Origin of the sequence: Methylobacterium guangdongense (assembly GCF_038442355.1) — a bacterium.
GTDB classification, from domain to species: Bacteria; Pseudomonadota; Alphaproteobacteria; order Rhizobiales; family Beijerinckiaceae; genus Methylobacterium; species Methylobacterium guangdongense.
Genome location: NZ_JBBXMX010000003.1, coordinates 260,289 through 286,084 on the forward strand (window position 1 = coordinate 260,289; position 25,796 = coordinate 286,084).

Sequence of the window (25,796 nt, forward strand, 5' to 3'; positions counted from 1 at the left end):
CGTCAGATGCGGCGACGCTTGTTCGCGTTCGGCCCTTGCGCGCCGGAGAAACGCCGCCATAGTGTCAACCTATGCTGACACTCGCGGTCGATCACAGCGTTGAACAGAGCCGCGATCGGCGACCGCACGCCGTGGTCATCGGCTCGGGCTTCGGCGGGTTGGCCGCAGCGGTCCGGCTCGGCGCCCGGGGGTATCGCGTCACGGTGCTGGAGCGCCTGGAACAGGCCGGCGGCCGGGCGCGGGTCCACCGGCAGGACGGCTTCACGTTCGACGCCGGCCCCACCATCGTCACGGCGCCGCAGCTGTTCGAGGAACTCTGGACCCTCGCCGGACGGCGCCTGTCCGACGACGTGACCCTGGTCCCGATGGATCCGTTCTACCGCATCCAGTTCGCGGACGGCTCGTCCTTCGCCTACAGTGGGGATCCGGAGCGGATGCGCGCCGAGGTCGCCCGCTTCGCGCCGGATGACGTGGCCGGCTACGAGCGCTTCATGGCGCACAGCCGGGCCGTGTGCAAAATCGGATTCGAGCAACTCGGCCACGTCCCGTTCGGGCGGATCGGCGCGATGCTGAAGATCGCGCCGGACCTGATCCGCCTGTCGGGCCACCGCTCGGTGCATGACGTCGTGGCCCGGTTCATCCGCGACGACCGGCTGCGCACGGTCTTCAGCTTCCACCCCCTGCTCATCGGCGGAAATCCCTTCCGCGCCAGCGCGATCTACTGCCTGATCGCGGATCTGGAGCGCCGCTGGGGCGTCCATTTTGCCATGGGCGGCACCGGGCAGTTGGTCGACGGGCTCGTCCGCCTGATCCGCAGTCAGCACGGGCGCGTGCGACTCGGCGCCGAAGTGGCACGGATCCGGGTCCAGAACGGCGCCGCAACCGGGGTCGAACTTCAGGGCGGCGAAACGATCGCGGCCGACCTCGTCGTTTCGAACGCGGATTCGGCTGTGACGCATGCCCGGCTGCTCCCGCGGGCGCAGAGCTGGAGCGCAGGTCGGTTCCGCCGGGCCCGGTCGTCCATGGGCCTGTTCGTCTGGTACTTCGGCACGCAGCGCCGCTACCCGGAGGTCGATCACCACACGATCCTGCTCGGGCCGCGCTACCGCGGGCTTCTCGCCGACATCTTCGACCGCAAGGTGCTGGCCGACGATGCGAGCCTCTACCTGCACCGGCCAACCGCCACCGATCCGAGCCTCGCGCCGCCGGGATGCGATGCCTTCTACGTGCTGGCACCGGTGCCGAATCTCGCGGGTGGCCAGGATTGGGGCGCGCTCGCGGAGCCCTACCGACGCCGGATCGCCCGCATCCTGGAAACGAGCCTTCTCCCGGGCCTGACGGAGGCGATCGTCACCTCCAAGGTGACGACGCCCCAGGACTTTCAGGACGATTTCCTGAGCTACCGCGGCTCCGGCTTCGGGCTCGAACCCGTGCTGACGCAATCCGCGTGGTTCCGGCCGCACAACCGCGACGGCCACGTGCGCAACCTCTACCTGGTCGGCGCGGGCACGCATCCCGGCGCCGGCCTGCCCGGCGTGCTCTCTTCCGCCCGCGTCCTCGACAGCGTGGTTCCCGATGCCCGCGTTACCGCCTGAATTCGCCGCCGCCGCCGACCGGACAGCCTGTCGGGTCGCGATCCGGCGGGGGTCCAAGAGCTTCTTCGCGGCCGGGCAACTCCTGCCGGCCGATGTCCGCGAGGCGGCCTACGGCCTCTACGCCTTCTGTCGCTACTCGGACGATCTCGTGGACGAAGCGACCAGTCCAGCCGCCCGCCACGCCGCGGTGGCGCGCCTCGATCGGCGGATCGCCAGGGCCTATGCGGGCGCGGCCGCCGACTCCCCCGCGGATCGGGCGTTCTCGGAGATCGTGGCTTCCTGCGCGATTCCCGAAGCCTTGCCGCGGGCGCTCATCGAGGGTCTGGCCTGGGATGCCGAGGGGCGGCGCTACGCCGATCTCGACGCGCTTCACGCCTACGCGGCGCGGGTGGCCGGATCGGTCGGCGCCATGATGGCGCTGATCATGGGGGTCCGCGGCCCTGAAGCCCTTGCCCGGGCCTGCGATCTCGGCGCCGCGATGCAGCTCACCAACATCGCCCGCGATGTCGGCGAGGATGCCCGCATGGGCCGGATCTACCTGCCGCTCGATTGGATGCGGGCGGGCGGCCTCGATCCCGACGCGTTCTTGGCCGATCCCCGGCCGAGCCCGGCGCTCACCGCCATCGTCACCCGGCTGCTCGCCGAGGCGGACCAGCTCTACCGCCGCGCCGAGGCCGGGATCGCCCAGCTCCCGCCGCGCTGCCAGCCCGCCATCCGGGCCGCCGGCCTGATCTACCGCGAGATCGGGTGCCGAATCGCGCAGTCGGGGCACGACACGGTCACCCGCCGCGCCCGCGTCAGCGGTGCCCGCAAGCTCGCGCTGATCGCCCAGGCGGCGCGGGCGCGGGCGGAGGTCGCCGAGCTTGCCGCCCCCGCGCTGCCGCAGGCGCTGTTCCTGATCGAGGCGGTGGCGCGGCACCCGCTCGCTCCGCTGCGCCAGCGGCCCGCCCTGCGGCCCTGGTGGGATGTCGTCGGCCGCGTCGTCCACGTGCTCGACTTGATCGAGCGCATGCGGGAACGGGAAGCCTTCGGCCGGTCCGCGCCGTCCTGAGCGGCGCCGCCATGGGCAACGCCCTGTTCGGCGCCCTGGATCTGGGCCTCGCCTTTGCAGTGGTGCTGGGGATCGGCCTCTGGCAACTCATCGCCGTCCGCCGGAGCATCCGTCGCGACCGCGAACGGTCCGACGGCGGCCCGGAGGACGGCGGCGCACAGGGCTGAGGTTCACTTCAGATCGCGCACGTAGGTATCCCCGGCGGCTTCCTTGAGGGCCGCTCCGGCCTCGCGGCCGATCCGTTCGGCCTCCGCGGCGGGTCCCTGGCGGGAGACCGACCAGTGCCGGCTGCCATCGGGCAGGAACAGCAGACCGTCGAGCGTCAGCGTCTCACCCGCGATCTGCGCGAGGGCGGCGATCGGCGTCCGGCAGGACCCGTCGAGTTCGGCCAGGAGCGCCCGCTCGGCGGCGATCGCCGTGGTCGTCCGGGCGCAGGCGATCGGCGCCAGCAGATCGCGAATCGCCTGATCGGCCGCCCGGCACTCGATCCCGAGGGCGCCCTGGGCCACGGCAGGCAGCATCTCCTCAACGGACAGGACGCTGCGGGCCATGTGGGTGAGGCCGAGGCGTTCGAGGCCGGCGAGCGCCAGCAGCGTCGCGTCGCACTCGCCCGCTTCGAGCTTGCGCATCCGGGTATTGGCGTTGCCGCGCAGCGGAACGACCTTCAGATCCGGCCGGCGCATCAGGACCTGGGCGCCCCGGCGCAGCGACGAGGTGCCGACCCGCGCCCCCGGGGGCAGACCGGCCAGCCCGTCGGCATGCGGCGACAGGAAGGCGTCCCGCGGATCGTCGCGCTCCAGAATGCAGCCGATGATCAGGCCTTCGGGGAGCCACGTCTCCACGTCCTTCATGGAGTGGACCGCGACGTCGATCGCGTCGGCGAACAGCGCCTGTTCGAGTTCCTTGGTGAAAAGGCCCTTCCCGCCGATCTCCGAGAGCGGTCGATCCAGGATCTTGTCGGCCACGGTGGTGACCACGACGAGTTCGGTCTCCAGGCCCGGATTGGCCGCGACGATCCGATCGCGCACCATCCCGGTCTGCGCGAGCGCCATCGGGGAGCCGCGGGTGCCGATGCGCAGGGGACGGTTCATCATCTGTCTTCGGGTCTTCTCGGCTGGAAAGGGCAGGGTCTTATAGACCGGCCGTCACGCAACGGTCAGGGGTATTCAGCTTTGCTGAACCATCCCTCCGGCAGAATTGTCTGCGACGATGCCCCGCTTTCGCCGGACTGCGCAGCGAAAGGCGTGCCCGTTGCATTGCGGGCGGACCGGGCTCTGGCCATTTTGCGATGCACCCGCTTGCGCCGACCGCGTGGGCATGTCCGCGAGCAGCGCTCCGGCAGGGGGCCGGGGCGGCACGAGTCGGCGTGAGACGATTGGATATGACGCGATGCTGATCCTGCCGAGTCGACGGCAGTTCCTGGGGGGGCTCGGCGCGAGTGCCGGCCTAACTGCGGCGACCGGCGTATACGCGCTCGATATCGAGCCGATGCGCCGCCTCGTCGTGACCCGATACGCACCGGCCCTGCCGCGCTGGGATCCGGCTCTGCGCCTGCGCGTGGCTGTGCTCGCGGATTTCCACATCTGCGAACCCTACATGCCGTTCGACCGGGTGGCCGAGATCGTGGATGCCGCCAATGCGCTCAAGCCCGATCTGGTCCTGCTGCTCGGCGACTATCCGGCGGGCATGATTGCGTGGCGGAAGCTGCCGCTCAGCCAGTTCGCCCGGATGATGGAGGGCCTGAAGGCGCCGCTCGGCACCCACGCGATCCTGGGCAATCACGATTGGTGGGACGATGAGGCCGTCCAGTCGGCGCGCAGCGGGACCCCCGCGGTCAAGCGCCTGCTGGAGGCGCGGGGCATCCCGGTGATGGAGAACGAAGCCGTCCGCCTGATTAAGGACGGCCGTCCGTTCTGGCTCGCGGGCCTCGCCGATCAGCAGCCCTTCATGGGGAGCTGGCGATCGGAGAGCCACGCCGACGTGCCGCGCACCCTGGCAGCCATCACCGATGCGGCGCCGGCGATCCTGATGGCACACGAGCCCGATATCTTTCTCGATCTGTCGGACCGCTTCTCCCTGACCCTGGCCGGCCATACCCATGGCGGACAGGTCCGGATGTTCGGGCGCTCGCCCGTGCTCCGGAAGGTCCACGGCCACGACTACTCGTACGGGCATATCGTGCAGGACGGTCGCCACATGATCGTCTCCGGCGGGTTCGGCATGAGCCGGATCCCCGTGCGTTTCGGCGTGCCGCCGGAGATCGTGCTCCTCGAACTCGGACCGAGCGCGCCAACACCCGCCGCCTGATCGCGCGCTCAGACGTGCGGGCGCGGATCCGTGGTGCTGGCCTGCGTCGGACATCGTGCGCACGGTGAAGCGGGTTTATCCTTTCGTAGTCTAGTATCCTTTAGGATATCTGTTCGATTTGCGGACTATATTCCAGATAAAGAACGCCGGATATTACATGTGCAATGCTGTATTTACGATTACGTGACAACTATAACTTAAATACCAGATCGCTTCTACATCCGAGATTTGTTTGACGGGTGCCAAACGCCGTGGGATCCTGCCTTGTCGATTCGGCGGGACTCATTCATGCCGCTTCTGCTCGGCCTCGTCGGCATCATCGCCGCGATCCTGTTCTGGGTTCTGCGGGTCCACGGCACGGTCCAGGGATTGCAGGCCGTCGATCGCGACACCAAGGGATTGCAGCGTCGGGCCGTCTCGACCTTCGAGGACATCGTCGGCACGCCGCTGCAGCGCGTGCGGGATCCGCGTCTGGCGGCGACGATCCTGATGATCCAGCTCGTCCGCACCGGCAGCCCGCTCACGGCGAGCGAGAAGACCCGCATCCTCGAATTCATGGAGACGCCGCTGGAGATCGAGCGAATCTCGGCGACCTTCGAGCGGGCTTGGGGCTACACGCAGGCGCGCCTGCCCTTCTCGCAGGTGTCCGATCAGGTCATTCCGCTGCTGCGCGAGACACTCACACGCGCCGAGCGCACGCAGTTCATCGAGATGCTGACCCAAGTGGCCGGCGCCCACTCGGCCCCGAGTGAGTTGCAGCGTGAAGGCATCGCCCGCCTGCGGCGTCGATTGCTCTCGGATCAAGTGCACACATTCGATACGCGACGGAACAGATCAGCCTGACCGCCCGCCATCGACACACCCCGTCCGGTCTCGCGGTCGAGTCGGGGGCGAGGCACCGCGCCCGAACGCCGCGCCGCTCGTCGACCGCCTCGTGCCGCGCTACCTGCATGTCATGCGTGCGCTGCTGCCCTTTCTCGTCCTCACCTGTCTCGCGGCGATCCCCGGATCCGCCAGGGCTCAATCCTGCGATACACTCGTGGATCGTGTAACTGCCGAGACCGCCGCCCAGGCGACGGAACGGCGCAGCGATTACGCCAGCTTCTCGGCGAGCCCCGACATGACGCTGACCCTCGCCTGCGGCGGGCCGGACCTGTCGTCGGTCGGCGCCCAGTTCCGCGGGGCGAACCCGCCGGATACCTACTACGACCTGTTCGGCCATGCCGGGCACGCGGTGACCGGTATCGATGCCGCGGTGATCACCGAGGCCGCCCACAAGGCCCAGGCGGCCGCGGTGCGACTCCGCCACAGCAACGTCGATCTCGGCGGCGCCCGGGTCACCTGCTCGGCGATGGTCTCGCCCGACAAGGGACCGCTGACCCTCTGCGCGGTGATCGAGCACAGCGATCGCAGCTGAAGGCCGACGGCGTCGCACCGCCGGCCCGTCATCCCGCTCAGAGCGGGATGTTGTCGTGCTTCTTCCAGGGCTGCTCCATCTTCTTGGTGCGCAGCATCCCGAGCGCCCGGGCGATCCGGCGCCGGGTGGAATGCGGCATGATCACCTCGTCGATGTAGCCGCGCTCGGCGGCCACGAAGGGCGAGAGGAAGCGGTCCTCGTACTCGCCGGTCCGCGCCGCGATCTTGTCCGGGTCGCCCAGTTCGCTGCGGAAGATGATCTCCACCGCGCCCTTGGCGCCCATCACGGCGATCTGGGCGGTCGGCCACGCGTAGTTGACGTCGGCGCCGACATGCTTCGACGCCATGACGTCATAGGCCCCGCCGAAGGCCTTGCGGGTGATGATGGTGACGAGCGGCACGGTCGCTTGGCTGTAGGCGAAGAGCAGCTTGGCACCGTGCTTGATCAGGCCGCCATATTCCTGTGCGGTGCCCGGCAGGAAGCCCGGCACGTCCACGAAGGTGACGATCGGGATGCCGAAGGCGTCGCAGTAGCGCACGAACCGCGCGGCCTTCCGCGAGGCATCCGAATCGAGCACGCCCGCCAGAACCAGCGGCTGATTGGCTACGAAGCCGACGGTGCGCCCCTCGATCCGCCCGAAACCCGTGATGATGTTGCGCGCGTAGGCCGCCTGAATCTCGAAGAAATCACCCTCGTCCACGACGCGGCGGATCACCTCGCCCATGTCGTAGGGCTTGTTCGGATTGTCGGGGATCAGCGTATCGAGGGAGGAATCCAGGCGGTTCACATCGTCGAAGCTCTCCAGCTCCGGCACGCCGTCGATGTTGTTGGCGGGCAGGAAGTCGAGGAGCCGGCGAATCTGGAGGATCGCCTCCACATCGTTCTCGAACGATCCATCCGCGATCGACGATTTCGTGGTGTGGACCTTGGCGCCGCCCAGCTCCTCGGCGGTCACCACCTCGTTGGTCACGGTCTTCACGACATCGGGACCGGTGACGAACATGTAGCTCGTGTCGCGCACCATGAAGATGAAGTCGGTCATGGCCGGCGAGTAGACGTCGCCGCCCGCGCACGGGCCCATGATCACCGAGATCTGCGGGATGACGCCGGACGCCATGACGTTGCGGCGGAACACCTCGCCGTAGCCGCCGAGCGCCGCCACGCCCTCCTGGATGCGGGCGCCGCCGGCATCGAAGATGCCGATGATCGGGGCGCGCATCTTCAGCGCCATGTCCTGGACCTTCACGATCTTCTGCGCGTGCGCCTCCGACAGGGAGCCGCCGAACACGGTGAAGTCCTTGGAGAACAGGAAGACGGTCCGCCCGTTGATCGTGCCCCAGCCGGTCACCACGCCATCGCCCGGGATCTTCTGGGTTTCCATCCCGAAATCCGTGGAGCGGTGCTGCACGAACATGTCGAATTCCTCGAACGACCCGTGGTCGAGGAGGAGCTCGATCCGCTCCCGCGCGGTGAGCTTGCCGCGATTGTGCTGCGCCTCGACGCGCCTCTCACCACCGCCGAGACGAGCCTGGGCGCGGCGCTCTTCGAGCTTGTCGAGGATGTCCTTCATCGCTGGTTCCGCCCTTCCCCTGCCGGTGCCCTGCGACCCGGATCGGGCCGGGTCCAAGCTTATGCATTCGCCGATGGTGCGGCCTTAGCACGCGCCTGACGGGCGGCAAACCGACATGTTTGTCAGAGCTTTGGGGGAGATGGTGGACGGTGCAGGGATCGAACCTGCGACCTTTCCCGTGTGAAGGGAACGCACTACCGCTGTGCTAACCGTCCGTACCGGCGTCTGGTCCGACGCGTTGCCCGCGCTTGTCCAGCGCGGTGAACCGGTGGCGGGCCTTCTAGGGCGCGGCGGGCTCAAACGTCAAGCGCGGTTCGCGATGTTCCAGCAATCGACGGGTGTCGGCGGTTGATGACCGCATGCCGTCGTGGCCCAGACCGTTGCCCATCGCGGAAGGCTGACGGCAATGGCGAGGCTCTCGGCCAGTCCTCATGGCCGCCCATCTCGGCCGGCCCGTGGTTGACAAGTTCGCCGCCCCGGTGCGCTGTGCCGGGATGCACGAGGGGCCAGCGGGCGCGAAGCCCGGCAGCGACGTGACGACGGAACGCGCGAGCCAGGCGCAGCGCCCGCGCGTGGCGATTACCTATTGCACGCAGTGCAACTGGCTGCTCCGCTCCGCCTGGATGGCGCAGGAGCTGCTCTCGACCTTCCGCGACGATCTGGGGGAGGTGGCGCTGATTCCGGCTACGGGCGGCGCATTCTGTATCGAGATCGGCTCCACGCTGCTCTGGGAACGGGTGCGCGACGGCGGGTTCCCCGACGTGAAGGCGCTGAAACAGCGGGTGCGGGACCACCTCGACCCGGGGCGCGATCTCGGCCATATCGACCGGTCATGAGGCGAGGGAACGGCGAGGAGCCCGCGGGGCACCGCGGGCCGGGGACGGGCCCCGCTTGAGTCCGGACCAGCAGGCGGGCGGCGGCGTCCCGGCGGTGATACCCGCACGCCGGTCGTGGCTGTCGCGGCGGCTTCACCGATTCGCCGGCAACGGCTTCTCGACGCAGGTCTACCTGATCGCCCTCGTCGTGGCGCTGATCGGGCCGGGCCTTCTGTTCACCGCCATCCTGCTGATGCGCTACGCCTCGGCCGAGCGGGCGCGGTTCGAGCAGGACGCGCGCGAGAACGTGCGCGGGATCGGCCTGTCGCTCGATCGTGATACGGCGGGCCTCGTTTCGGTGCTGCAGACCTTGGCCACGTCGCCGCGAATTCGGCAGGGCGACTTCGAGGCGTTCGACGCGCAGGCGCGGCTCGTACGCGAATCGATCGACCTCGACGTGCTCTTGCGGCGGCCGAACGGGCAGGAGGTCGTCAACACCGGCGTGCCGCGCAGCGCGCCGATGCCGGTGATGGCCCTGCCGTTCGACCAGGAACTGTCGAGGGGCACGCAACGCGCCATGGTGAGTGGCTACGTGCCGGGGCTTTCCGCGCGCGAAGCCACCTATGCCGTCGGCGTGCCCGTGATGATCGACGGCGAGGTCGGTTACATCCTGAGCTTCACGGTGCCGCTCGCCCGGCTACAGGGCATCCTGTCCCGCGAGGTCGTGCCGGGCTGGACCACGGGCATCAGCGACCGCAACGGCATCGTGTTGGCGCGGCTGCCCGATCCGGACGCGGTGGTGGGCCGGCCGCGGCTCGCGAGCCTGCGCCAGGTCCAGTCCGCAACGCCCGGCGTGTGGGAAGGGCAGGACAGGCAGCATAAGCCGGTCGTCGTGATCGAGGCGCGGTCCCGCCTCACTGGCTGGATGGTCGCCACCAGCATTCCCCAGGCCCTGGTCGATGCCCGCGTCCGCCGCTGGATCTGGGCCTTCGCGGGTTTCGGCCTGCTGGTGCTCGCGACCTCATCGCTGCTCGCCGTCAACCTCTGGTCGCGAGTCTCCCGTCCATTGCGGCTTCTGGCCGCCACCGGCCCAGCTCTGGCGCGGGGCGAAGCAATCCCGCGGATCGAATCACCCGTCCACGAGATCCAGCGGCTCGCCCTCGTCCTGTCGGAGGCCTCGCTGCGGCTGCGCACCCGCGAAGAGGAGCGCGACCGGGCGCTTGCCGATACGCGGCGGGGCCTTACCGCGCTTAGCGAGAGCGAGGCCCGCTTCCGGCATATGGCCGATTCGGCGCCCGCCCTGATCTGGATGACCGACGACACCGGCGCGGTTAGCTTCGCGAACCTGCATTTCGAGCACATGTTCGGAACGCCGGCGGCGGAACTCGCCGACGAGGGCTGGACCCGGATCATTCATCCGGCCGATCTCGATGCATTTCGAGCGGAGTTTTCTGAGGCGTTCGACGCGCGGGTGCCGTTTCGTCTCGAAGTGCGGGTGATCGATCGGGACCGGATCGTGCGCTGGCTGCGCTGCGAGGGCGTGCCGCGCCTCGACGACGACCACAACTTTCTCGGCTATACCGGCTGCAACATCGACATCACCGACGCCAAGAACGCCGAGGAGCACTTGCTCCTCCTGATTCACGAGCTGAATCATCGGGTGAAAAACACCCTGGCCACGGTGCAATCGATCGCCGTGCAGTCCCTGCGCGGCCTTGAGGGCGCGGAGGCCGACGCCGCCCGAGCCGCCTTCGAGGCGCGTCTCCTCGCGCTAGCCCGCGTCCACGACGTGCTGACCCGGGAGAGCTGGGAGGGCGCCGAGCTGTCGGCGGTGGTGGCGGACGCGATCCGGCCCCTCGAATCGGGTGATGGCCGTGCCTCTCGGTTCCAGGTGACCGGGCCGCCCCTTCGGCTGGCACCGCGGCTTGCTTTGTCCATCGCCATGGCGCTGCACGAACTCGGCACCAACGCGGTGAAATACGGTGCGCTCTCGAAGGAGGGCGGCGTGGTGGACATCTCGTGGACGGTGCGGCGCGAGGACGAGATACGGCTCTACCTGCGCTGGTCGGAGCGTGGCGGACCGGCGGTGAAGAAGCCGACCCGAACGGGGTTCGGCTCACGGCTGATCGAGCGCAGCCTCGCCCGGGAACTCGCCGGCGAGGTGACGCTGAGCTACGAGCCGGCCGGGGTCGTCTGCACCATCGAGGCGCCGGTGCCGCCGCCGGGGCTGCTGGAGCGCAAGAGCGCCTCAGCGCCGACGCGGATCGCACCGCTGCCGCTGGCGGGGTGAGGACGACGCTGCCGTCCTGTGAAGCATTCGCCGTTGTGGCGTATGCAGGACCCCCTACGATTCTTTTGATCAAGGCCAACTGGCGCGTGCGAAGCGTTCGGACTAATCTTTCGCCGGAGGTGCACCATGGCGCGAAACACCACGCTGTCTTTGGGGGAACACTTCGAGCGTTTTATCGACCGCCAGGTCGCCGGCGGCGATTACGACTCTGCCGCAGACGTCGTGCGAGCCGGACTTCGCCTCCTTGAGGAGCGCGAAACCGCCTTGCAGGCGCTTCGGTCTGCGCTGATCGATGGCGAGACGAGCGGGGCATTCGAGCCGTTCGCGATCGAGACATTTCTCGCAGAGATGCACGAAGCTGCCGACCGATAGTGCGTATTCGCCTATCTGCAGCCGCGCGGCGCGTTCTATCCGAGATCTGGTCGTTCACCGCCAGACATTGGGATCGCAATCAGGCCGACCGGTACCTCCGCCTGCTCGCCGGGAGTTTCGACGGCCTCGCTCATGGCACCGTGAGAGAACGGGCCTGTGAAGAGATCCACGCTGGCTATTTCGAGCTTTCCGTAGGCGCGCATCGCATTTTTTATCGATTAGACCCGAGCAACGAGATCCAGATCGTTCGCATCCTGCATCGCAGCATGGATGTCGAGCGGCACCTCTAAGGCTTATATTGTATGTCTACTTCTCCCGACCATCGGACGAGCAGTTCTGCGCCTTCTGTCTCAATGATATGGATCGGCCGCGTCCCGGAGCCCATCCCCCAGGAAGTTGAATGCGAGAACCGTGACGAGGACCGGCGCCACCGGGACCAGCAGCCACGGATAAAGCTGCACCGCCGCTAGGTTCTGCGCCTCGTTGAGCAGCACGCCCCAGCTCGTCACCGGCGGCCGCAGGCCCAGGCCCAGGAAGGAGAGGGCGGTCTCCCCGAGGATCATGGTCGGGATCGAGAGCGTCGCCGAGGCGATCAGGTGGCTCATGAAGTTGGGGATGAGGTGCCGGCCGATCACCCGGGTCGGCGAGGCGCCCATCAGTTCGGCCGCCTGCACGAAATCCTCCTCGCGCAAAGCCAGGAGCTTACCCCGCACCGCCCGGGCGAGGCCCGGCCAATCCAGAAGCCCCAGGATCACCGTGATGCCGAAAAAGATCAGGAGCGGGCTCCAGTTCGGCGGCAGGGCGGCCGAGAGGGCGAGCCAGAGCGGCAGCTCGGGCAAGGACCGCACCACCTCGATCAGCCGCTGCACCCCGGCATCGACGATCCCGCCGAAATAGCCCGCGATGCCGCCGAAGAAGAGCCCGAGGGCGAAGGAGATCGCCACCCCCACGAGGCCGATGGTGAGCGAGATCCGCGCCCCGTAGATCAGGCGCGAGAACAGGTCGCGGCCGAGCTTGTCGGTGCCGAGGAGGAACAGCGTGCCGTTCTCCGGCGGGCAGACCACGTGCAGGTCGGTGTGAACGAGGCCGAGCCAGTCGTAGCCGTCGCCCCGGCACAGGAAGCGCAGGGGCTGCGGGGTGGCCGTGTCGACCTTGTAGTCCCGGCGGAACGTGTCGAGGTCGAGATGCGCCCGATACGGATAGACGAACGGCCCGACCAAGCGGCCCTCGTGGAACAGGTGGATGCCCTGAGGCGGCGCGTACAGGAAGTCGCCGTTGCGCCGCGCCTGCCCGTAGGGCGCCAGGAACTCCACGAACGGCACGATCGCGTAGAGCGCGAGCAGGATCACGGCCGAGGCCACGGCGGGGCGGTGGCGCAGGAACTTCCGGATGATCAGCCGCCACGCGGGCGCGCTGTCCGCACGGCCCTCGGGACCGGCATCGGGCTCGAACGGTGCCGGGTCGACGAAGTGGCGGTCGGCGGAGAGCGCGTCCGTCATCGTAGCCCCATGCGGATGCGCGGGTCGAGCCAGACGAGGGTCAGATCGGAGATCAGCATCCCGACGAGGGTGAGCGACGCGACGAACATCAGGATGAAGCCGGCCATGAACTGATCCTGGCTGCGCAGGGCTTCCAGCAGCAGCGGACCCACCGTGGGCAGGCTCAGCACCAGGGAGACCAGCACCGAGCCCGAGACGAGATGCGGCAGCAGGTTGCCGATATCGGCTACGAACGGGTTCAGCGACATCCGGAACGGGTATTTCAGCAGCGCCTTCACGGGTGGCAGACCCTTGGCGCGGGCGGTGACCGTGTAGGGCTTGGCAAGTTCGTCCAGCAGGTTGGCGCGCATCCGCCGGATCATCGCCGCCGTTCCGCCGAGGCCGATCACCAGGGTCGGCACGATCAGATGGCCCAGCAGCGACCGGACCTTGTCCCAGGTCCAGGGCTGGTTGGTGAGCGCCGAATCGTACAGGCCGCCGATCGAGAGCCCGAACCAGCGGTTGGCGTAGAACAGCAGGATCAGCGCCAGCAGGAAGCCGGGCACCGCGAGGCCGACATAGCCCAGCAGGGTCACCACCGCGTCGCCAAAGGTGTTGCGGTGGGTCGCCGAGTAGATCGCCGCTGGGATCGCCACGAGGTGGACGAACACCACCGCGGTCAGGTTGATCAGCAGGGTCAGCCACAGGGCGTCGCCGACGACGTCCGCCACCGGCTTGTCGTACTCGAACGACCAGCCCCAATCGCCCTGGAGCAGGCCCGAGAAGCCCGCTGAACCCGGCATGATTCCGATCCACATCAGGTATTGCTGCCAGACCGGCCGGTCGAGCCCGTATTGCCTGATGAGCAACTCGGCCTTCGCCACGGAACTCGCATCGCCGGTGGCGCGCAGTTCCATGATCTGGTTGGTCAGGTAGTCGCCCGGCGGCAGCTTGATGATGATGAAGACGAGCGCAGAGATCACCAGCAGCGTCGCCGCCATGGTGAGGATCCGGCGGAGGATTGCGGCGATCACCGGGCCTCCGCGCGCGAGTCGGCCGCGGTGTCCCAGAACAGCTCGTCGATGCGCTGCACGCCGATCATGGCGGTGGGCGCCCACGAATAGAGGGCGCGTTTCGGCAGGTTGACCAAGCGATCGGCGCCGACCACGGGCTGCAACGCCCCCGCCACCGTGCCGATCACCCAAGTGTTGCGCGCGTGGTTCATCAGCATCTCGCGCCAGATCGCGGCCTGTTTGGTCACATCGTCGGTGTCACGCCATTGGTGATCGAGCGCGAGGAGGCGCTGCACCTCCGGGACGTCGCAGGGTTCGCCGCTCTTGCCGTGGCTCTCGACGTTGAGGCTCCAGAGCGGCCAGGCATAATGCTCCGGCTGGGCCGGGCTCAGCTCGGTCGGCGGCATGATGGGGGTCGGCACCGCGAGGTCGAGCCCCTGGGCGGCCACCATCACGGTCAAGCCGGCGATCGAGCGCCGGTGCAGGTTGGTGCGCTCCTGCGGCTTGGTGATCAGGCGGACGCCGACCTCGCGCCAGAACTCCGTGATGAGCAGCAGCGCATCGAGCACCATCTCGGCCTCGCCATCGCTCTCCACCACGATCTCAAGGGCGCGCCCGCCGGGCAGGAGCCGCGTGCCGGAGCCGTCGCGGCCGGTCAGGCCCATGGCGTCCAGCAGCTTCGAGGCCTCGGCCGGATCGTAGCCGGCGTTGAGGGTTCGCATCTCCGGCTCGAACAGATGGCTGTCCGACACGATCGTGTCGTTGCCCTCGGTGCCGAGGCCGAAGAGCAGGGTGTTGTTCAGCGTCCGGCGATCGATCGCGAGGGACAGGGCGTGGCGGTAGCGCACGTCGCGGTTGAGCTGGCGCCAGACGGGATCCGTCGTGGTCAGGTTCGGGTAGAGGGCGAATTCCGAGCCGCGCGCCACCGGCCACAAATTGGTGCGGTAGCGATGCGTCGCCTCGCCCTCCTTAAGGCTCGGGATGTCGGGCATCGACAGGCCGCGGAACATCAGGTCGGCCTCGCCGGCATTGGTCTTGGCCACCAGCAGGCCCTGCGAGGCCACATCCATCACGATCGTATCGACATAGGGCAGCTGCGTACCCGCCGTGTCGACCCGGTGATAGCTCCGGTTGCGCTCGAACCGGAATCGGGTGGCGGGCGAGCGGGTCCGCGGCACCCAGCCCTGCAGGGTCGGGCAGTCGGGATTGTTGAGCTCGTAATTGTCGTCCATGCGGTTGTGCAGCGCCGCCCAGCTGCGGAGCTTGAGCGCCTTGGCCTTCCCGTCGGCGGCGTCCTTGCCGATGTAGCGGGCATGGACCGGCTTGAGGTAATGCGCCGGCCGGTAGATCAGCGGGTCCCGCGGGGCAGCCAGGGCGGGCAGGAACAGCGGGTTCGGCCGGTCCCAGGCGAAGCGAATCGTCACCGGATCCAGCACCTCGACCTGGGGCAGCTTACCCTCGATCCGGAAGAAAGCGGGCGGCCCGTCCGGGCTCAACGCCTTCTCGTTGGCGACATCCTCCCAGTAGTAACGGAAATCCTCGGTGGTGAACGGATGGCCGTCCGACCAGCGATGGCCCTTGCGCAGGGTGAAGGTGAAGCGCCCGCCCGCGACATCGACGCGTTCCAGCAGATCGGGCTGCAGGTTCAGGTCGGCATCGTAGCCGACGAGGCGCGTGTAGCCGTAAACCGAGAGGTAGCGGACGTCCCGCGCCTTGGCGATCAGGGTCCGGATCGTGCCGCCGGCCGTACCGATCCGGCGGTTATGGGCGGCGAGATCGACCACGAGGGGCGTGGTCGGCGGGGCTGGGGCTTCAGTCGGCGGCGTGTCGGCGAAGGCCGGCATGGGCGAGCGCGACCAGACCAGGGTGGCGCCGAGGCCGGCGAGGAGTGCGCGGCGGGAGACGCCGCACTCTCTCCCCCCTTTGCGGGGGGAGGGGAAACCGTCGTGTTCGTCCGACCCACTCATGGCCCACCCCGCAGCGTCACCGAGGTGAGCCGCGCCGGTGAGTAGCCGGTGGCCCGATGCAGGTCGTCGAAGGCGTGCGTCCGGACGATCAGGCTCGCCGCCTGCCTCACCAGCGCGTCGTCGGCCCGCTGCTCGAACTGGCGCCCGTTGCGGGTCCAGCGGATCGGCTCCGGGCTGCGCTCGGGTCCGGTGATCATCGCAATGGTCGGATGCGCGGGCCCGCCATGGGCGTGGATCCGATGACCGGCCGCGTCGTCGTCGAAGAGCAGCCGCGTCAGGCCGCGGGCGTGCGCCTCCACCACCCGCCGCCCCTGCGCCACGTGATCGTCGAAGAACGCCACCGTGGTTGCCGGGTCGATCTTGGACCAATCGGCCGTCGACCAGTCATCCCTGCTGTAGCGGGCCTGACGGTCGCGATACTGGAGCCCCGACAGGTCGGGGTCGTGGCAGAAGATCCGGGCCTCCGGACAGGCCTGCCGGATTACCCAGGTGGTGAGCCCCCGGAACACGCCCGACTCGATCACGAAGCGTGGCTTCAGCGCCCGCATCGCCACGTAGAGCTGCAACGCCCCGTTGAACCCGCTGCCGCCCCGCCGCTGCCGGACCGGGGCGGTCGGGATCAGCGACCAGAAGGTGCGGACCTGATCGATCACGGCGCCGTCCGGCGTCAGCCCGGCCGCCGCGAGATCGCGCTCCAGGATGGCGGCGGCCGATCCCAGCAGAGTCTCGACTTCATGCTGAGAGGTCGGCCGGTGGCTCCAATCGGGGGCGGCCGGGACGAGGTCGTAGCCCAGCCGGTCGAACAGCGGCCCGAGCACCTTCCGGCGCAGGCGTTCCATCACGACGGGGGGGCGCATCTGACTCATGCCGCCACCGCCTCGGCCGCGCCGCCGAACCGCACCCGGTGGCCGGCCTCGATAGCACGCATCGTGCCCGCCTCGTCGGGCTCCAGCCGATAGGGCGCTTCCCAGCGCGTCGGATCGTTCCGGTCGGCCGCCACAGCGGCGAAGTCGAGGGGGTGATCGAGGCTCGGATCGGGCACGGCGGCGAGCAGCGCCCGCGTGTAGGGATGAACCGGCCGGCGGAACAGGGCGGCCCGGGGCGCCTCCTCCACGATCCGTCCCCGGCACATCACGCTGATCGTGTCCGCCATGTAGTCGATCACCGCCAGATTGTGGGACACGATGAGGTAGGACAGCCCGAGCGCCGCCTGGAGGTCCTTCAGCAGATTCAGGATCTGCGCCTGCACCGACACGTCGAGGGCCGAGACCGGCTCGTCGAGCACGAGGAGGCGCGGCTCCACGGCGAGCGCCCGGGCGATGCCGATGCGCTGCCGCTGGCCGCCCGAGAAGGCGTGCGGGTAGCGGCCGAGGCCGCTGGTCTCCAAGCCGACCATGGCCATGAGGGACCGGCAGCGCTCCCTGCGCTCCGTGACCGGGACGCCGTGGATCTCCATGGGCTCGGACAGGATCTGGCGCACCGTCATGCGCGGATCGAGGGAGGCGTAGGGGTCCTGAAACACGAACTGCACGGTGCGCCGATAGGCGAACAGGGCGTCGCCACTCAGGGTATGGACATCCCGCGGACCGCTGCCATCGTCGAACAGGATCCGGCCCGAATCCGGCGCCAGCGCCCGCATGATCATCTTCGAGACGGTGGTCTTGCCGGAACCTGATTCGCCGACGAGCCCGAGCGTCTGCCCCGCCGCGAGGCTGAGCGACACATCGGACACGGCGTGGACCAGCCGCGGCTTCTGCCAGATCCGGCCGGAGCGCAGCGTAAATGTCTTACTCACCCCTTCGACCTGAAGGATCGGACCCGCGAGCGGTTTGCGCAGCTGCACCGGCGGGATTTCGGCCCTGGCCGGGCGGATCGGCGTCAGGCGCTCGCCCGGTGCCATGTCGAAGCGCGGCACCGCGTGAAGCAAAGCCCGGAGGTAGGCGTGCCCCGGCGCGCGCATCACCGCCTCGCGCGGGCCGGATTCGACGAGGCGCCCGCGATAGAGCACGGCGACGTCATGCGCCACGTTGGCGACCACGCCGAGGTCGTGCGTGATCAGCAGGATCGCCATCCCGGTCTCCTCCTGGAGCCGGGTGAGGAGGGCGAGGATCTGGGCCTGCGTGGTCACGTCGAGCGCCGTGGTCGGCTCGTCGGCGACCAGCAGGGCCGGCTTCAGGATCAGCGCCATGGCGATCATAGCCCGCTGGCGCAGTCCGCCCGACAGCTCGAACGGGTAGGTCCGCAGGGCGCGCTTCGGGTCCGGGAAGCCGACTCTCGCGAGGGCATCCTGCGTGCGCGCATCCGCCTCCCGCCGGTCGGCGCCGGTGTGGATGCGCAGGGCCTCGCCGATCTGATCGCCGATCGTGTGGAGCGGCGAGAGACAGGTCATCGGCTCCTGGAAGATCATCGCGATCCGCTGGCCGCGGATCGCCCGCATCGCCGAGCCCTCGGCGGGGAGCCGCGCGATATCGACCGCCGCGGAGCCGTCGTGGAACAGGATCTGGCCCCGGGTGATGGCGGCGGAGGGGGGCAGGATCCGCAGGATGGCCTGCGCGGTCACCGACTTGCCCGAACCCGATTCGCCGACGAGCGCGAGGGTGCGCCCCCGGTTCACGTCGAGGGACAGGCCGTGCAGCGCCTCGAACGGTTTCGGCTCGGCTCGGAACGCGACCGCAAGATCGCGTATGGACAGAAGCGCGCTCAAACAGTCCCCGCGATCTCGAGCCCTGAATGATGGGGCGGGTGATCGCACCTGTCCATGGCGGCACTGTCGAAGGCGCGGCGCGGATGCAGCAGCGCGATGGCCGGATGCGCGCGGAGCACGGACAGCAGATCCGCGACGAAACCCCAGACCGCCTCGTCCTGCACGAGATGGTGGGTCAGCAGGCCGATCGGCCGCCCCGGCCTCCGGGCGATGTCCTCGGCGAGGGCGGACATCATCGTCTCAGGGTCACGCAGGGAGCGCGAGCCGCGCCAGTCGATCGGATCGAGCGTGGCGTCGACCCGGCGCAGACCGGTGACGGGCGATCCAGGGGTTGCGGAGAGGCCGCGATAGCCGAGATCCGGCAGGGCGGCGGCAAGCGCCGGTGCGACGCGGTTCCAGGGCGGCACGAAGACCGGGAGCAGGTGCGTGTCCGGCACGCGCTCCCGGGCGATCCGCAGACCGGCCGCCGCGTCCGCGACGGACTCGGCCAGCGGCCGATCGGCGCCGAATTCCGCGGCCTTGGCTCCGGGCGGGGCATGATTGCGGTGCGCGAGGCCGTGGACCGCGACACGCACCTCCGGCGCCGCTTCGAGGCGCCGTGCCAGGGCGGCCTCGATACCGGCCGGGATGGCGGCCAGCAGGATCGGCGCAGCGTGGGCCTGCGCCAGCGCGAGCAGCCGGTCGAGGGCGGGCGTGGCCGTGACCGCGTCGTCGTCGCGCCAGAGCAGGGGGATGGTGATGTTGCGCGCGCCGGCCGCGTCGAGAGCGTCACACACCAAACGCCAGCCCGAAACGCCGTCGGGGCGAAGCGCGTTTCCCCTCCCCCTTGCGGGGTGGGGCCAGGGATAGGGCTGGTGCAGGATCGAGCGTTCCGGCGCCTTCTGCGCCGCCCCCACCTCCAACGCTTCCCCACGAGGAGTCTGAGAGCGCGTCCGCGTGGGATCGCTCAGTGCAGCGGGGGAGATCGTGTCCGCTCCGGGGACGCAGCGTCGCGTGCGCCGATCCGCATGCAGCGCCTCGACGATCGCGACGGAGCGCGCGGCGCCGCCGAGGTCGATCCCGTGGGGCGGCGGTATGGGGGCCGCACGCTGTACCTCGACAGTCTGGAGCAGCGCGGATGCGCTCAGCTCGGCCTCCGGCAGCACACGGGCAAGACCCCGCGCGGCGAGATGCCCCGCGCGCAAGCGCTGCTCGGTCTCGCCACCCGCCTCGAAGGGCACCAGCACGGCGGGCGTCCCGGCGGCGAGGAGGTCGGTGGCCGTGTTGTAGCCGCACTGGCTGACCGAGAGCGCGGCACCGGCCAGCAGGGTCCGGTAGTCCGGCCGGGCGCGTCCGACGACGCCCGCCGGCAGGCCGTCCCCGATTTCCGACAGCAGGGCTTCCGGCACGCCGTGGCCTGCGAGAATCCGCCAGCCGAGATCCGGCCGCTGGCGGGCGGCATCCGCAGCAGCGCGCAGCAGGAGAAGGCCGGCCGGCCCGGATCCGGCAGCGACCAGCACGCCCGCGCGCGTCGCGGCTGGGGGCGGGCGCGTCCCCTCATCGACGTAGCCGGTATAGCGCGCCTTGCCGGCCGTCGCGGCGTCGAGCGGCCAGGACGCCTCCAAAGGTACGAGCGTCGGATCGCCGTGAACCAGAACGGCGTCGTAGAGGGCGGCCACGCGGGCATGGGCCTGCGCGATCCGCTCGAGCCGCGTCGGAGCGGCGAGGATGTCGCGCACGGAGGCGAGGATCAGCGGGCGCGGCACCCGAGCGATGGCCGCCTCCACCAGGGCCAGGAACTCCGCCGCCAGCGCCCGGCGGCCGAAGGGGAACAGCTCGGTCAGCACCGCGTCGGGCGCGAAGGCCGCGAATGCTTCGCCCATCCGGTCGCGGCGGCGCGCGAGCCAATCCGCATCCGCGGGCGCCCCGTCCGGCTTAAGCAGATTCGAGAAGGCCGTGCCGACGATGTGCAGCGGCGGCAGCTGGACGACGTGTACGGCATCGAGGCGCACCAGGGGGGCCGGCACCCCGCCGGAAACCAGCATCACCTCATGGCCGGCCGCCACGAAAGACCGGGCCAGGGCGGCGGCGCGGGTCAGGTGGCCGGCACCGAGCAGATGGGTGACGGCGATCAGGACGCGCACGCCGGGACCTCCGTCGCGCCGTTCTGAGCGCCAGCGCCGAGCCCGGCCGACATCCGCAGCCGGCCGGCGATCAGCGACACGGCGGTGTCCTCCGAGAAGTCCCGCACGAGCCGCGCCCGCGCCGCCACGCCGAGGCGGCGTCTGAGCGCGGGCTCCCCGGCCAGACGGATCAGGGCCGCCGTGAGAGCCGCCGGGTCGCCGGGTCCGACGAGGATTCCGTGTTCGCCATCGGTGACGAATTCCGGCGTGCCGCCGAAGGCCGTGGCGAGGATCGGCAGGGCCTGACTGGCAGCCTCCATCAGGACGTTCGGCAAGCCGTCGCGGTCGCCACCGGGCCCGACTTTGGTCGGCAACACGAAGAGGTCGGCCGCGCGCATGGCCGCGATCACCTCGGGCTGGGCCAGGGCGCCGCGGAAAGCGACGCGGTCGGTCAGGCCGCGCTCACGCACCCGAGCCTCCAGGGCGCCGCGGCGTTCGCCGCTGCCGATCAGGTCGAGCCGCCAGTGGAGGGCGGCAGGAAGGGCTGCGAGGGCGTCGATCAGATCGTCGTGCCCCTTCTTCGCCACCAGCCGTCCGACGCAGAGGAACCGCAGCGGCGCCGCGGGATCGCTTCCGTCGCGCACGGCGTCGCGGTCGGGTGCCGGTGGGAAGCGCCCGAGGTCGAGTCCGTGATAGGCGAGCAGCGTCCGCCCGGACGCCAGCCCGTCGAGGCGCTCCCGGCCGTCACGGGTGCAGGTCACGCCCCAGCGGGCATCGTGCAGCTTCTCGGTGAGTTCCCAGTCCGGCGTGGTCCAGATGTCCTTGGCGTGGGCGGAGAAGCTCCAGCCGCGCCCCGTCAGCAGAGCGGCGTAGCGGGCGACGCTGGCGGGCGTGTGCAGGAAATGGACGTGAATGTGAGACACCGTCCCGGGCAGCTCCCGGGCGAGCACGAGGGCCTGTCCGAGGCGGCGCAGGCGCGAGCGTGTCGGGTCACGCCGCAGATCGCGGGCGAAGACCGCCAGCAGCGCGGGCAACCGCGGTCGTCCCAGCGCCGCGAGCGCCCCCCGCACCACGCGCAGGGGCGCCGTGTGCAGGTATTCCGGCAGGTAGGAGACGGGCGCGCGGATCGCCTTGTGCATCGGATGGAAGACCCGGTCGGTCGGGCGGCGCAGCGACCAGATCTCCAGGGGCAATCCGCGTCGCTCCAGGGCCAGGATTTCCTGGGCGATGAAGGTCTCGGAGAGCCGCGGATAGCCCTTCAGGACGACGGCGATCCGTCGTTCGGTCATGAGTAGGCCCGCACGCGCTGCTGGCCCAGACCGGATGCGGTCAGCGCCCGGACGCGGCGGGCAATGGCGTCCAGCCCGCCGAGCAGACCGGGGACCAGGACGCGCGACGGTTCGGTCTGTTCCGGGAGCGCCCGCAGGGCCGCCGCCATGCGTTCGGGCGCCCGTCCGTCCTCCTCCATGAGCACGCGCACGAGGCCGAGGGCTTCCGCCGCCAGGGCGCGGATCGCCTGCTCCCGGCGCGGCTCGGTGCGCGGCACGAGGATCGCCCGGCGATCGAAGGACAGGATCTCGCAGAAGGTGTTGTAGCCCCCCATGGCGACGACCCCGGCCGCCTTGCTCATCAGGAACTCGATCTCGCTGTCGAAGGTGATGGCGGCGACCCGCCCGGCCAGCCCTCGGATGCGCGCGTCGAACCCGGCGCGGGCCGCGTCGTCGAGGAACGGCCCGAAGGCGATCAGCGCGGGCAGAGGGATGCCGGGATCGGCCTCGTAGGCCGCGAGGACCCAGTCGATCAGCGTGGCGCCATCCCCGCCGCCGCCCGCGGTGACGAGGACGAACGGGCCCCGCGCCATGGCGGGCTCCTCCCGCCCGGGACGGCGCTCCGGCAGGTCACGGCGGAGATAGCCCGTGAAGGTCAGCCGCTCGGCGATCCGGGCGGCGGTGTCGGCGTCCATCGGCAGGGCCGCCAGGGGCTCGTGGATGCGGCTCAGGCCGTAGACCCAGATCTCGTCGTAGAAGCGCGCCATCGTCTCGACCGCGCCCTTGCGCTCCCATTCGGGAACGAGGCGGTCGGCCTCGTCGAGGACGTCGCGCAGGCCGAGGACGAGGCGGATCCCCCGCTGGGCTGCCCATGCGAGGGTCGGCAGCAACTCACCGTGAAAGCCGGCCGGCTCCTTGTCGACGATGACGATGTCGGGCGCGAAGGCCGCGCAGGTGCGGGCGATGATGTCGGTCCGCAGCGCCACCGTCCGATCGAGGGGCACGGCGCTGTCGCGGCTGCCGTAGCCCCCGTCGAAGAACTTCACGACCGGCGGCAGCCGGACCGTCCGCACGCCGGGCGCGAAGGCGAAGCGGTCGATCACCGGCGATCCGGAGACGATCACCGCCTGGGCCCGGCCGTCACCCGACACGATCGCGTTGGCGATCGCCCGCGAGCGGCGCAGGTGGCCGAGCCCGAAAGTGTCATGGCTGTAGATGAGAACGCGTGGGCCGGATGACGCCTCGTCCTCTCGCATTCCGGTGACCGCCTCAGTTGAAGGCGCGAGGATCGCAGCCGACGTCCTCTCGCACAAGCGGGGCCGCACGGTAAACAGCACCGTCGGGCGGGGGCGGCCATCCCGTTGCATCCGTGCGACGGGTTTCGGTCTCCGGAACAACCTTCGCGGCGGGCGGCGTTACCTGCGCCCCGCCGGATCGACTGGCCGAATCGGCGGCCGCGGCATGCGAAACGGCAGCATCAGCTGGACCAGCGGGTTCTTGAACCGATCGAGCGACAGGCTTTCGTGCATAGCGCGCACCGGCTCGCCGCAGAGCGTCGAGGCGAGCAGCGAGCGGGCGTAGAACGGCGTGTTCTCGTAAGTGGTGAGGACGCGGGCGCGGCCGTCGTCGCTGCGGGTCTCGCGCGGCATCCGCCAGAGGCGCGTGGCCGGTAGCGCGGCGGCCGTGGGGGGGCGGATCTCGCGGCGGCTGCCGTCCCGGTTGAACCGCAGGGAGAGGTTCTGGCCGCCGCCGTCCCGGTGCTGCACGTCGTACAGGATCGCGGCGCCGTCCGGCAGATCGGCCCGGCACCAGGTCCAGCGGGTGAACGCGTCCGCCAGGGCCTCATCGCCGTCATTGGTGTCGAAATAGGCGCTCCCGCTCCATTTGAGGCCCGGCTGATCGAACGCGACCTCAACCCGTGAGGACGGTGCCATCGGCCACCAGCGGTGGCGCCCGGCGCGGTCGAGGTGGAACGGACCGGCGGTGAAGCCAGGGGGCTCCAGCCGGACCGTGCCGCGCAGCCGGTGGGGCAGGGGAGACCCGCGCTCGTCGATCCGGATGGTCAGCGCCGTGCCGTCCCAATGCATCGCGCTCGGCCCGATGGCGATGTGGTCGGCGTCGCGCGACAGGCTGTCGGCGCGCCGCTCCGTCATGGCGAAACGGCTCTGCGCGCCGTACAGCACGACGTTCATCGCGCAATGGTCGAACGGGTCCCGGTCCGCGCTCCAGGCGTAGTAGGGCGAGAACACGCTGCCGATGAACGCGATGATGGTGAGGCCCTGCCGCCCGTCATCGCTCACCGCATCGACGTACCACCAAGCGTAGCCGCTTGGCGCGACCGCGCCGTCGAAGCGCGGTCGTCCAAGATCGCCGCCGCCGCCAGCCGGCCGGACTGCGCCGCCATCGGCACGCCCGGCCCCGGATGGACCGAGCCCCCCGCGAGGTACAGGCCCGGGATCGCCGTCCGCGCGCCGGCCCGCTTGAAGGTCGCCGCCCAGCCCTGCGCCGCCCGCCCGTAGAGGGCGCCCCCCGTCCCCGGAAACAGCGCCTCGAACTCCCGGGGCGTCGTCGTCACGGGCGCCGCCAAGTCCAGGCTCAGCCCGCAGGCCTCCAACCGGCGCAGCAGGTTCGTCGCGCATGTCTCGATCTCCGGCGGCGTGGGCGGACGTTCCCGGCCATCCGCCGGGGCGTTGACGAGGAGGAGCAGGCGCTCGGGTCCTGACGGCGCGCTGCCCGGTTCCGTCCGGTCCTGCGCGCAGACGTAGACGGTCGGGTCGTCGGGCAGGCGGCGGTGTCGCAGGATCGCGTCGAATTCGGCGCGGTAGTCCCGCGAGAAGAACACGGTGTGGTGCGCGAGCGGGAAGCCGCGGGTTTCCGCCACCGCGCAGAGGGTCACGGCCGAGAGTGAGCGCTCGGCCGGCGCCAGCCGTTCGCCAGCGGAGGCGGCATCGCGGCCGAGCAGCCCGGCACCGAGGGCGGCGCAGTCGGCGTTGCAGATGACGAGGTCCGCGGCGATACGCTCGCCGCCGGCCAGAACGACCCCGGTGATCCGGTCGCCCTCTGCGATGATGCGCTCGACATGGGCACCGTACCGGAACGCCGCGCCGCGCTCGGCGGCGAGATCCGCCACGGACTGGGCCAGGGCGCTCAGGCCCCCCGCCACGGTCCAGACGCCGGCCTGCTCCACATGGGCCACCAGCATCAGGGTCGCCGGCGCGCTGAACGGCGAGGCGCCGCAATAGGTGGCGTAGCGGCCGAACAGCTGCAGCAGCCGCGGATCGCGGAAGAAGGTCCCGAGCGCCGACCACAGGGTGGCGAAGGGCTGAATTCGCCAGAGATCGCCGAGGCCGGAGAGTCCGACCCGCTTGGCGAGGCCTGCCGGGTTGGTCCGCCCGTCGCGGATGAACGGGCCTTCGAGGGTGCGGTAGACCTCCGCCGACCGGGCGCAGAATCGCCGGTAGCCATCGGCCTCGCGGGGGCCCCCGAAGGCCGCGATGGCCGAGGCGGAGGCCTCGATATCGGCGAACAGGTCCAGGCGTTCGTCACGGCTCCAGGCGTGCCGGGCGAGGAGGCTCGCCGGGCTCAGCGCAACCCGGTCGCCCAGCCGTTCGCCGCACTCTGCGAACAGCTCCTCGAACACCCAGCGCATGGTGAAGACCGTCGGTCCCGCCTCGACGGCTCGGCCCTCGACCGGAACGCTGCGCATCTTGCCGCCCGGCTTCGCGGCCTGTTCGAGAACGGTGACGTCGAGCCCCGCCTGCGCGAGCCGGAGCGCGGCGGCCAAGCCGCCGATCCCGGCCCCGATCACGACGACGCGTTCCTGCGCCACGCTCGCCCCGCTTTCAGC

General features: G+C 70.1%; 22 protein-coding genes and 1 tRNA gene. 10 read left to right on the forward strand and 13 right to left on the reverse strand.

Going from position 1 to position 25,796, the window contains the following annotated elements; all coding sequences use genetic code 11:
• Positions 1-71 precede the first annotated feature (71 nt).
• Genes AAHG09_RS08310 through AAHG09_RS08320 form a run of 3 tightly spaced genes read left to right on the forward strand, consistent with a single transcriptional unit; the run spans position 72 to position 2,813 of the window.
• Positions 72-1,595 (forward strand): phytoene desaturase, encoded by a 1,524-nt coding sequence (locus AAHG09_RS08310; protein WP_342106595.1) that lies wholly within the window; start codon positions 72-74, stop codon positions 1,593-1,595.
• On the forward strand, positions 1,576-2,646 hold the full coding sequence (locus AAHG09_RS08315; protein WP_342106596.1) for a phytoene/squalene synthase family protein: 1,071 nt from the start codon (positions 1,576-1,578) through the stop codon (positions 2,644-2,646). The genes AAHG09_RS08310 and AAHG09_RS08315 overlap by 20 nt, the downstream gene beginning before the upstream one ends.
• An 11-nt stretch (positions 2,647-2,657) precedes the next feature.
• The gene (locus tag AAHG09_RS08320; RefSeq protein WP_342106597.1) at positions 2,658-2,813 is read left to right on the forward strand and encodes a hypothetical protein; all 156 of its coding nucleotides are present in this window, start codon (positions 2,658-2,660) and stop codon (positions 2,811-2,813) included.
• A gap of 3 nt (positions 2,814-2,816) precedes the next feature.
• On the opposite strand, the gene hemC is transcribed toward AAHG09_RS08320, so the two are convergent.
• The gene (hemC, locus tag AAHG09_RS08325; protein ID WP_342106598.1) at positions 2,817-3,740 is read right to left on the reverse strand and encodes a hydroxymethylbilane synthase; all 924 of its coding nucleotides are present in this window, start codon (positions 3,738-3,740) and stop codon (positions 2,817-2,819) included.
• A 295-nt stretch (positions 3,741-4,035) separates the two neighbouring features.
• On the opposite strand from hemC, the gene AAHG09_RS08330 reads away from it, so the two are divergent.
• The 3 genes from AAHG09_RS08330 to AAHG09_RS08340 all read left to right on the forward strand — a co-directional run bounded on the left by AAHG09_RS08330 (position 4,036) and on the right by AAHG09_RS08340 (position 6,370).
• On the forward strand, positions 4,036-4,953 hold the full coding sequence (locus AAHG09_RS08330) for a metallophosphoesterase (protein ID WP_342106600.1): 918 nt from the start codon (positions 4,036-4,038) through the stop codon (positions 4,951-4,953).
• 288 nt (positions 4,954-5,241) lie between these two features.
• The gene (locus tag AAHG09_RS08335; RefSeq protein WP_342106601.1) at positions 5,242-5,796 is read left to right on the forward strand and encodes a TerB family tellurite resistance protein; all 555 of its coding nucleotides are present in this window, start codon (positions 5,242-5,244) and stop codon (positions 5,794-5,796) included.
• Between the two features lie 196 nt (positions 5,797-5,992).
• Positions 5,993-6,370, forward strand: coding sequence for an ABC transporter ATPase (locus tag AAHG09_RS08340; RefSeq protein ID WP_342106603.1), 378 nt, complete (start codon positions 5,993-5,995; stop codon positions 6,368-6,370).
• Positions 6,371-6,407: 37 nt separating this feature from the next.
• On the opposite strand, the gene AAHG09_RS08345 is transcribed toward AAHG09_RS08340, so the two are convergent.
• Positions 6,408-7,940, reverse strand: a complete 1,533-nt coding sequence (locus AAHG09_RS08345) for an acyl-CoA carboxylase subunit beta (protein WP_342106604.1) — start codon at positions 7,938-7,940, stop codon at positions 6,408-6,410.
• Positions 7,941-8,080: 140 nt separating this feature from the next.
• Positions 8,081-8,155, reverse strand: a tRNA-Val gene (locus tag AAHG09_RS08350).
• Positions 8,156-8,434: 279 nt separating this feature from the next.
• On the opposite strand from AAHG09_RS08350, the gene AAHG09_RS08355 reads away from it, so the two are divergent.
• From AAHG09_RS08355 to AAHG09_RS08370, 4 genes are all read left to right on the forward strand, one after another.
• Positions 8,435-8,776 carry an Rdx family protein gene (locus tag AAHG09_RS08355; protein ID WP_342106823.1) on the forward strand — a complete coding sequence of 114 codons (342 nt, stop codon included), beginning with the start codon at positions 8,435-8,437 and terminating at the stop codon, positions 8,774-8,776.
• Between the two features lie 55 nt (positions 8,777-8,831).
• Positions 8,832-11,045, forward strand: a complete 2,214-nt coding sequence (locus AAHG09_RS08360; protein ID WP_342106605.1) for a sensor histidine kinase — start codon at positions 8,832-8,834, stop codon at positions 11,043-11,045.
• A 126-nt stretch (positions 11,046-11,171) separates the two neighbouring features.
• Complete coding sequence (locus tag AAHG09_RS08365) at positions 11,172-11,417, forward strand: type II toxin-antitoxin system ParD family antitoxin (protein ID WP_342106606.1); 246 nt, start codon at positions 11,172-11,174, stop codon at positions 11,415-11,417.
• Positions 11,417-11,707: a type II toxin-antitoxin system RelE/ParE family toxin gene (locus AAHG09_RS08370; RefSeq protein WP_342106607.1), complete on the forward strand. Its 291-nt coding sequence runs from the start codon at positions 11,417-11,419 to the stop codon at positions 11,705-11,707. Before AAHG09_RS08365 ends, AAHG09_RS08370 begins: the two co-directional genes overlap by 1 nt.
• 60 nt (positions 11,708-11,767) lie before the next feature.
• Here the strand turns inward: AAHG09_RS08370 and AAHG09_RS08375 are convergent, their stop codons facing one another.
• From AAHG09_RS08375 to crtD, 10 genes are all read right to left on the reverse strand, one after another.
• A complete protein-coding gene (locus tag AAHG09_RS08375; protein ID WP_342106608.1) occupies positions 11,768-12,916 on the reverse strand; it encodes an ABC transporter permease in 1,149 nt (382 codons plus the stop codon).
• A complete protein-coding gene (locus tag AAHG09_RS08380) occupies positions 12,913-13,929 on the reverse strand; it encodes an ABC transporter permease (protein ID WP_342106609.1) in 1,017 nt (338 codons plus the stop codon). Before AAHG09_RS08380 ends, AAHG09_RS08375 begins: the two co-directional genes overlap by 4 nt.
• Positions 13,926-15,875, reverse strand: coding sequence for an ABC transporter substrate-binding protein (locus tag AAHG09_RS08385; RefSeq protein WP_342106610.1), 1,950 nt, complete (start codon positions 15,873-15,875; stop codon positions 13,926-13,928). The genes AAHG09_RS08380 and AAHG09_RS08385 overlap by 4 nt, the downstream gene beginning before the upstream one ends.
• Positions 15,872-16,741 (reverse strand): hypothetical protein, encoded by an 870-nt coding sequence (locus tag AAHG09_RS08390; protein ID WP_342106611.1) that lies wholly within the window; start codon positions 16,739-16,741, stop codon positions 15,872-15,874. Before AAHG09_RS08390 ends, AAHG09_RS08385 begins: the two co-directional genes overlap by 4 nt.
• Positions 16,738-18,579, reverse strand: coding sequence for an ABC transporter ATP-binding protein (locus tag AAHG09_RS08395; protein ID WP_342106613.1), 1,842 nt, complete (start codon positions 18,577-18,579; stop codon positions 16,738-16,740). The genes AAHG09_RS08390 and AAHG09_RS08395 overlap by 4 nt, the downstream gene beginning before the upstream one ends.
• Entirely contained in the window at positions 18,576-20,702 is a 2,127-nt protein-coding gene (locus AAHG09_RS08400) for a glycosyltransferase (protein ID WP_342106615.1), read from the reverse strand. The genes AAHG09_RS08395 and AAHG09_RS08400 overlap by 4 nt, the downstream gene beginning before the upstream one ends.
• Complete coding sequence (locus AAHG09_RS08405; protein WP_342106616.1) at positions 20,690-21,970, reverse strand: glycosyltransferase; 1,281 nt, start codon at positions 21,968-21,970, stop codon at positions 20,690-20,692. Before AAHG09_RS08405 ends, AAHG09_RS08400 begins: the two co-directional genes overlap by 13 nt.
• Positions 21,967-23,205 (reverse strand): glycosyltransferase family protein, encoded by a 1,239-nt coding sequence (locus AAHG09_RS08410; RefSeq protein ID WP_342106617.1) that lies wholly within the window; start codon positions 23,203-23,205, stop codon positions 21,967-21,969. The genes AAHG09_RS08405 and AAHG09_RS08410 overlap by 4 nt, the downstream gene beginning before the upstream one ends.
• A 159-nt stretch (positions 23,206-23,364) precedes the next feature.
• Positions 23,365-24,249: a carotenoid 1,2-hydratase gene (locus AAHG09_RS08415; protein ID WP_342106618.1), complete on the reverse strand. Its 885-nt coding sequence runs from the start codon at positions 24,247-24,249 to the stop codon at positions 23,365-23,367.
• Positions 24,246-25,778, reverse strand: a complete 1,533-nt coding sequence (crtD, locus tag AAHG09_RS08420) for a 1-hydroxycarotenoid 3,4-desaturase CrtD (protein ID WP_342106619.1) — start codon at positions 25,776-25,778, stop codon at positions 24,246-24,248. The genes AAHG09_RS08415 and crtD overlap by 4 nt, the downstream gene beginning before the upstream one ends.
• Positions 25,779-25,796 lie beyond the last annotated feature (18 nt).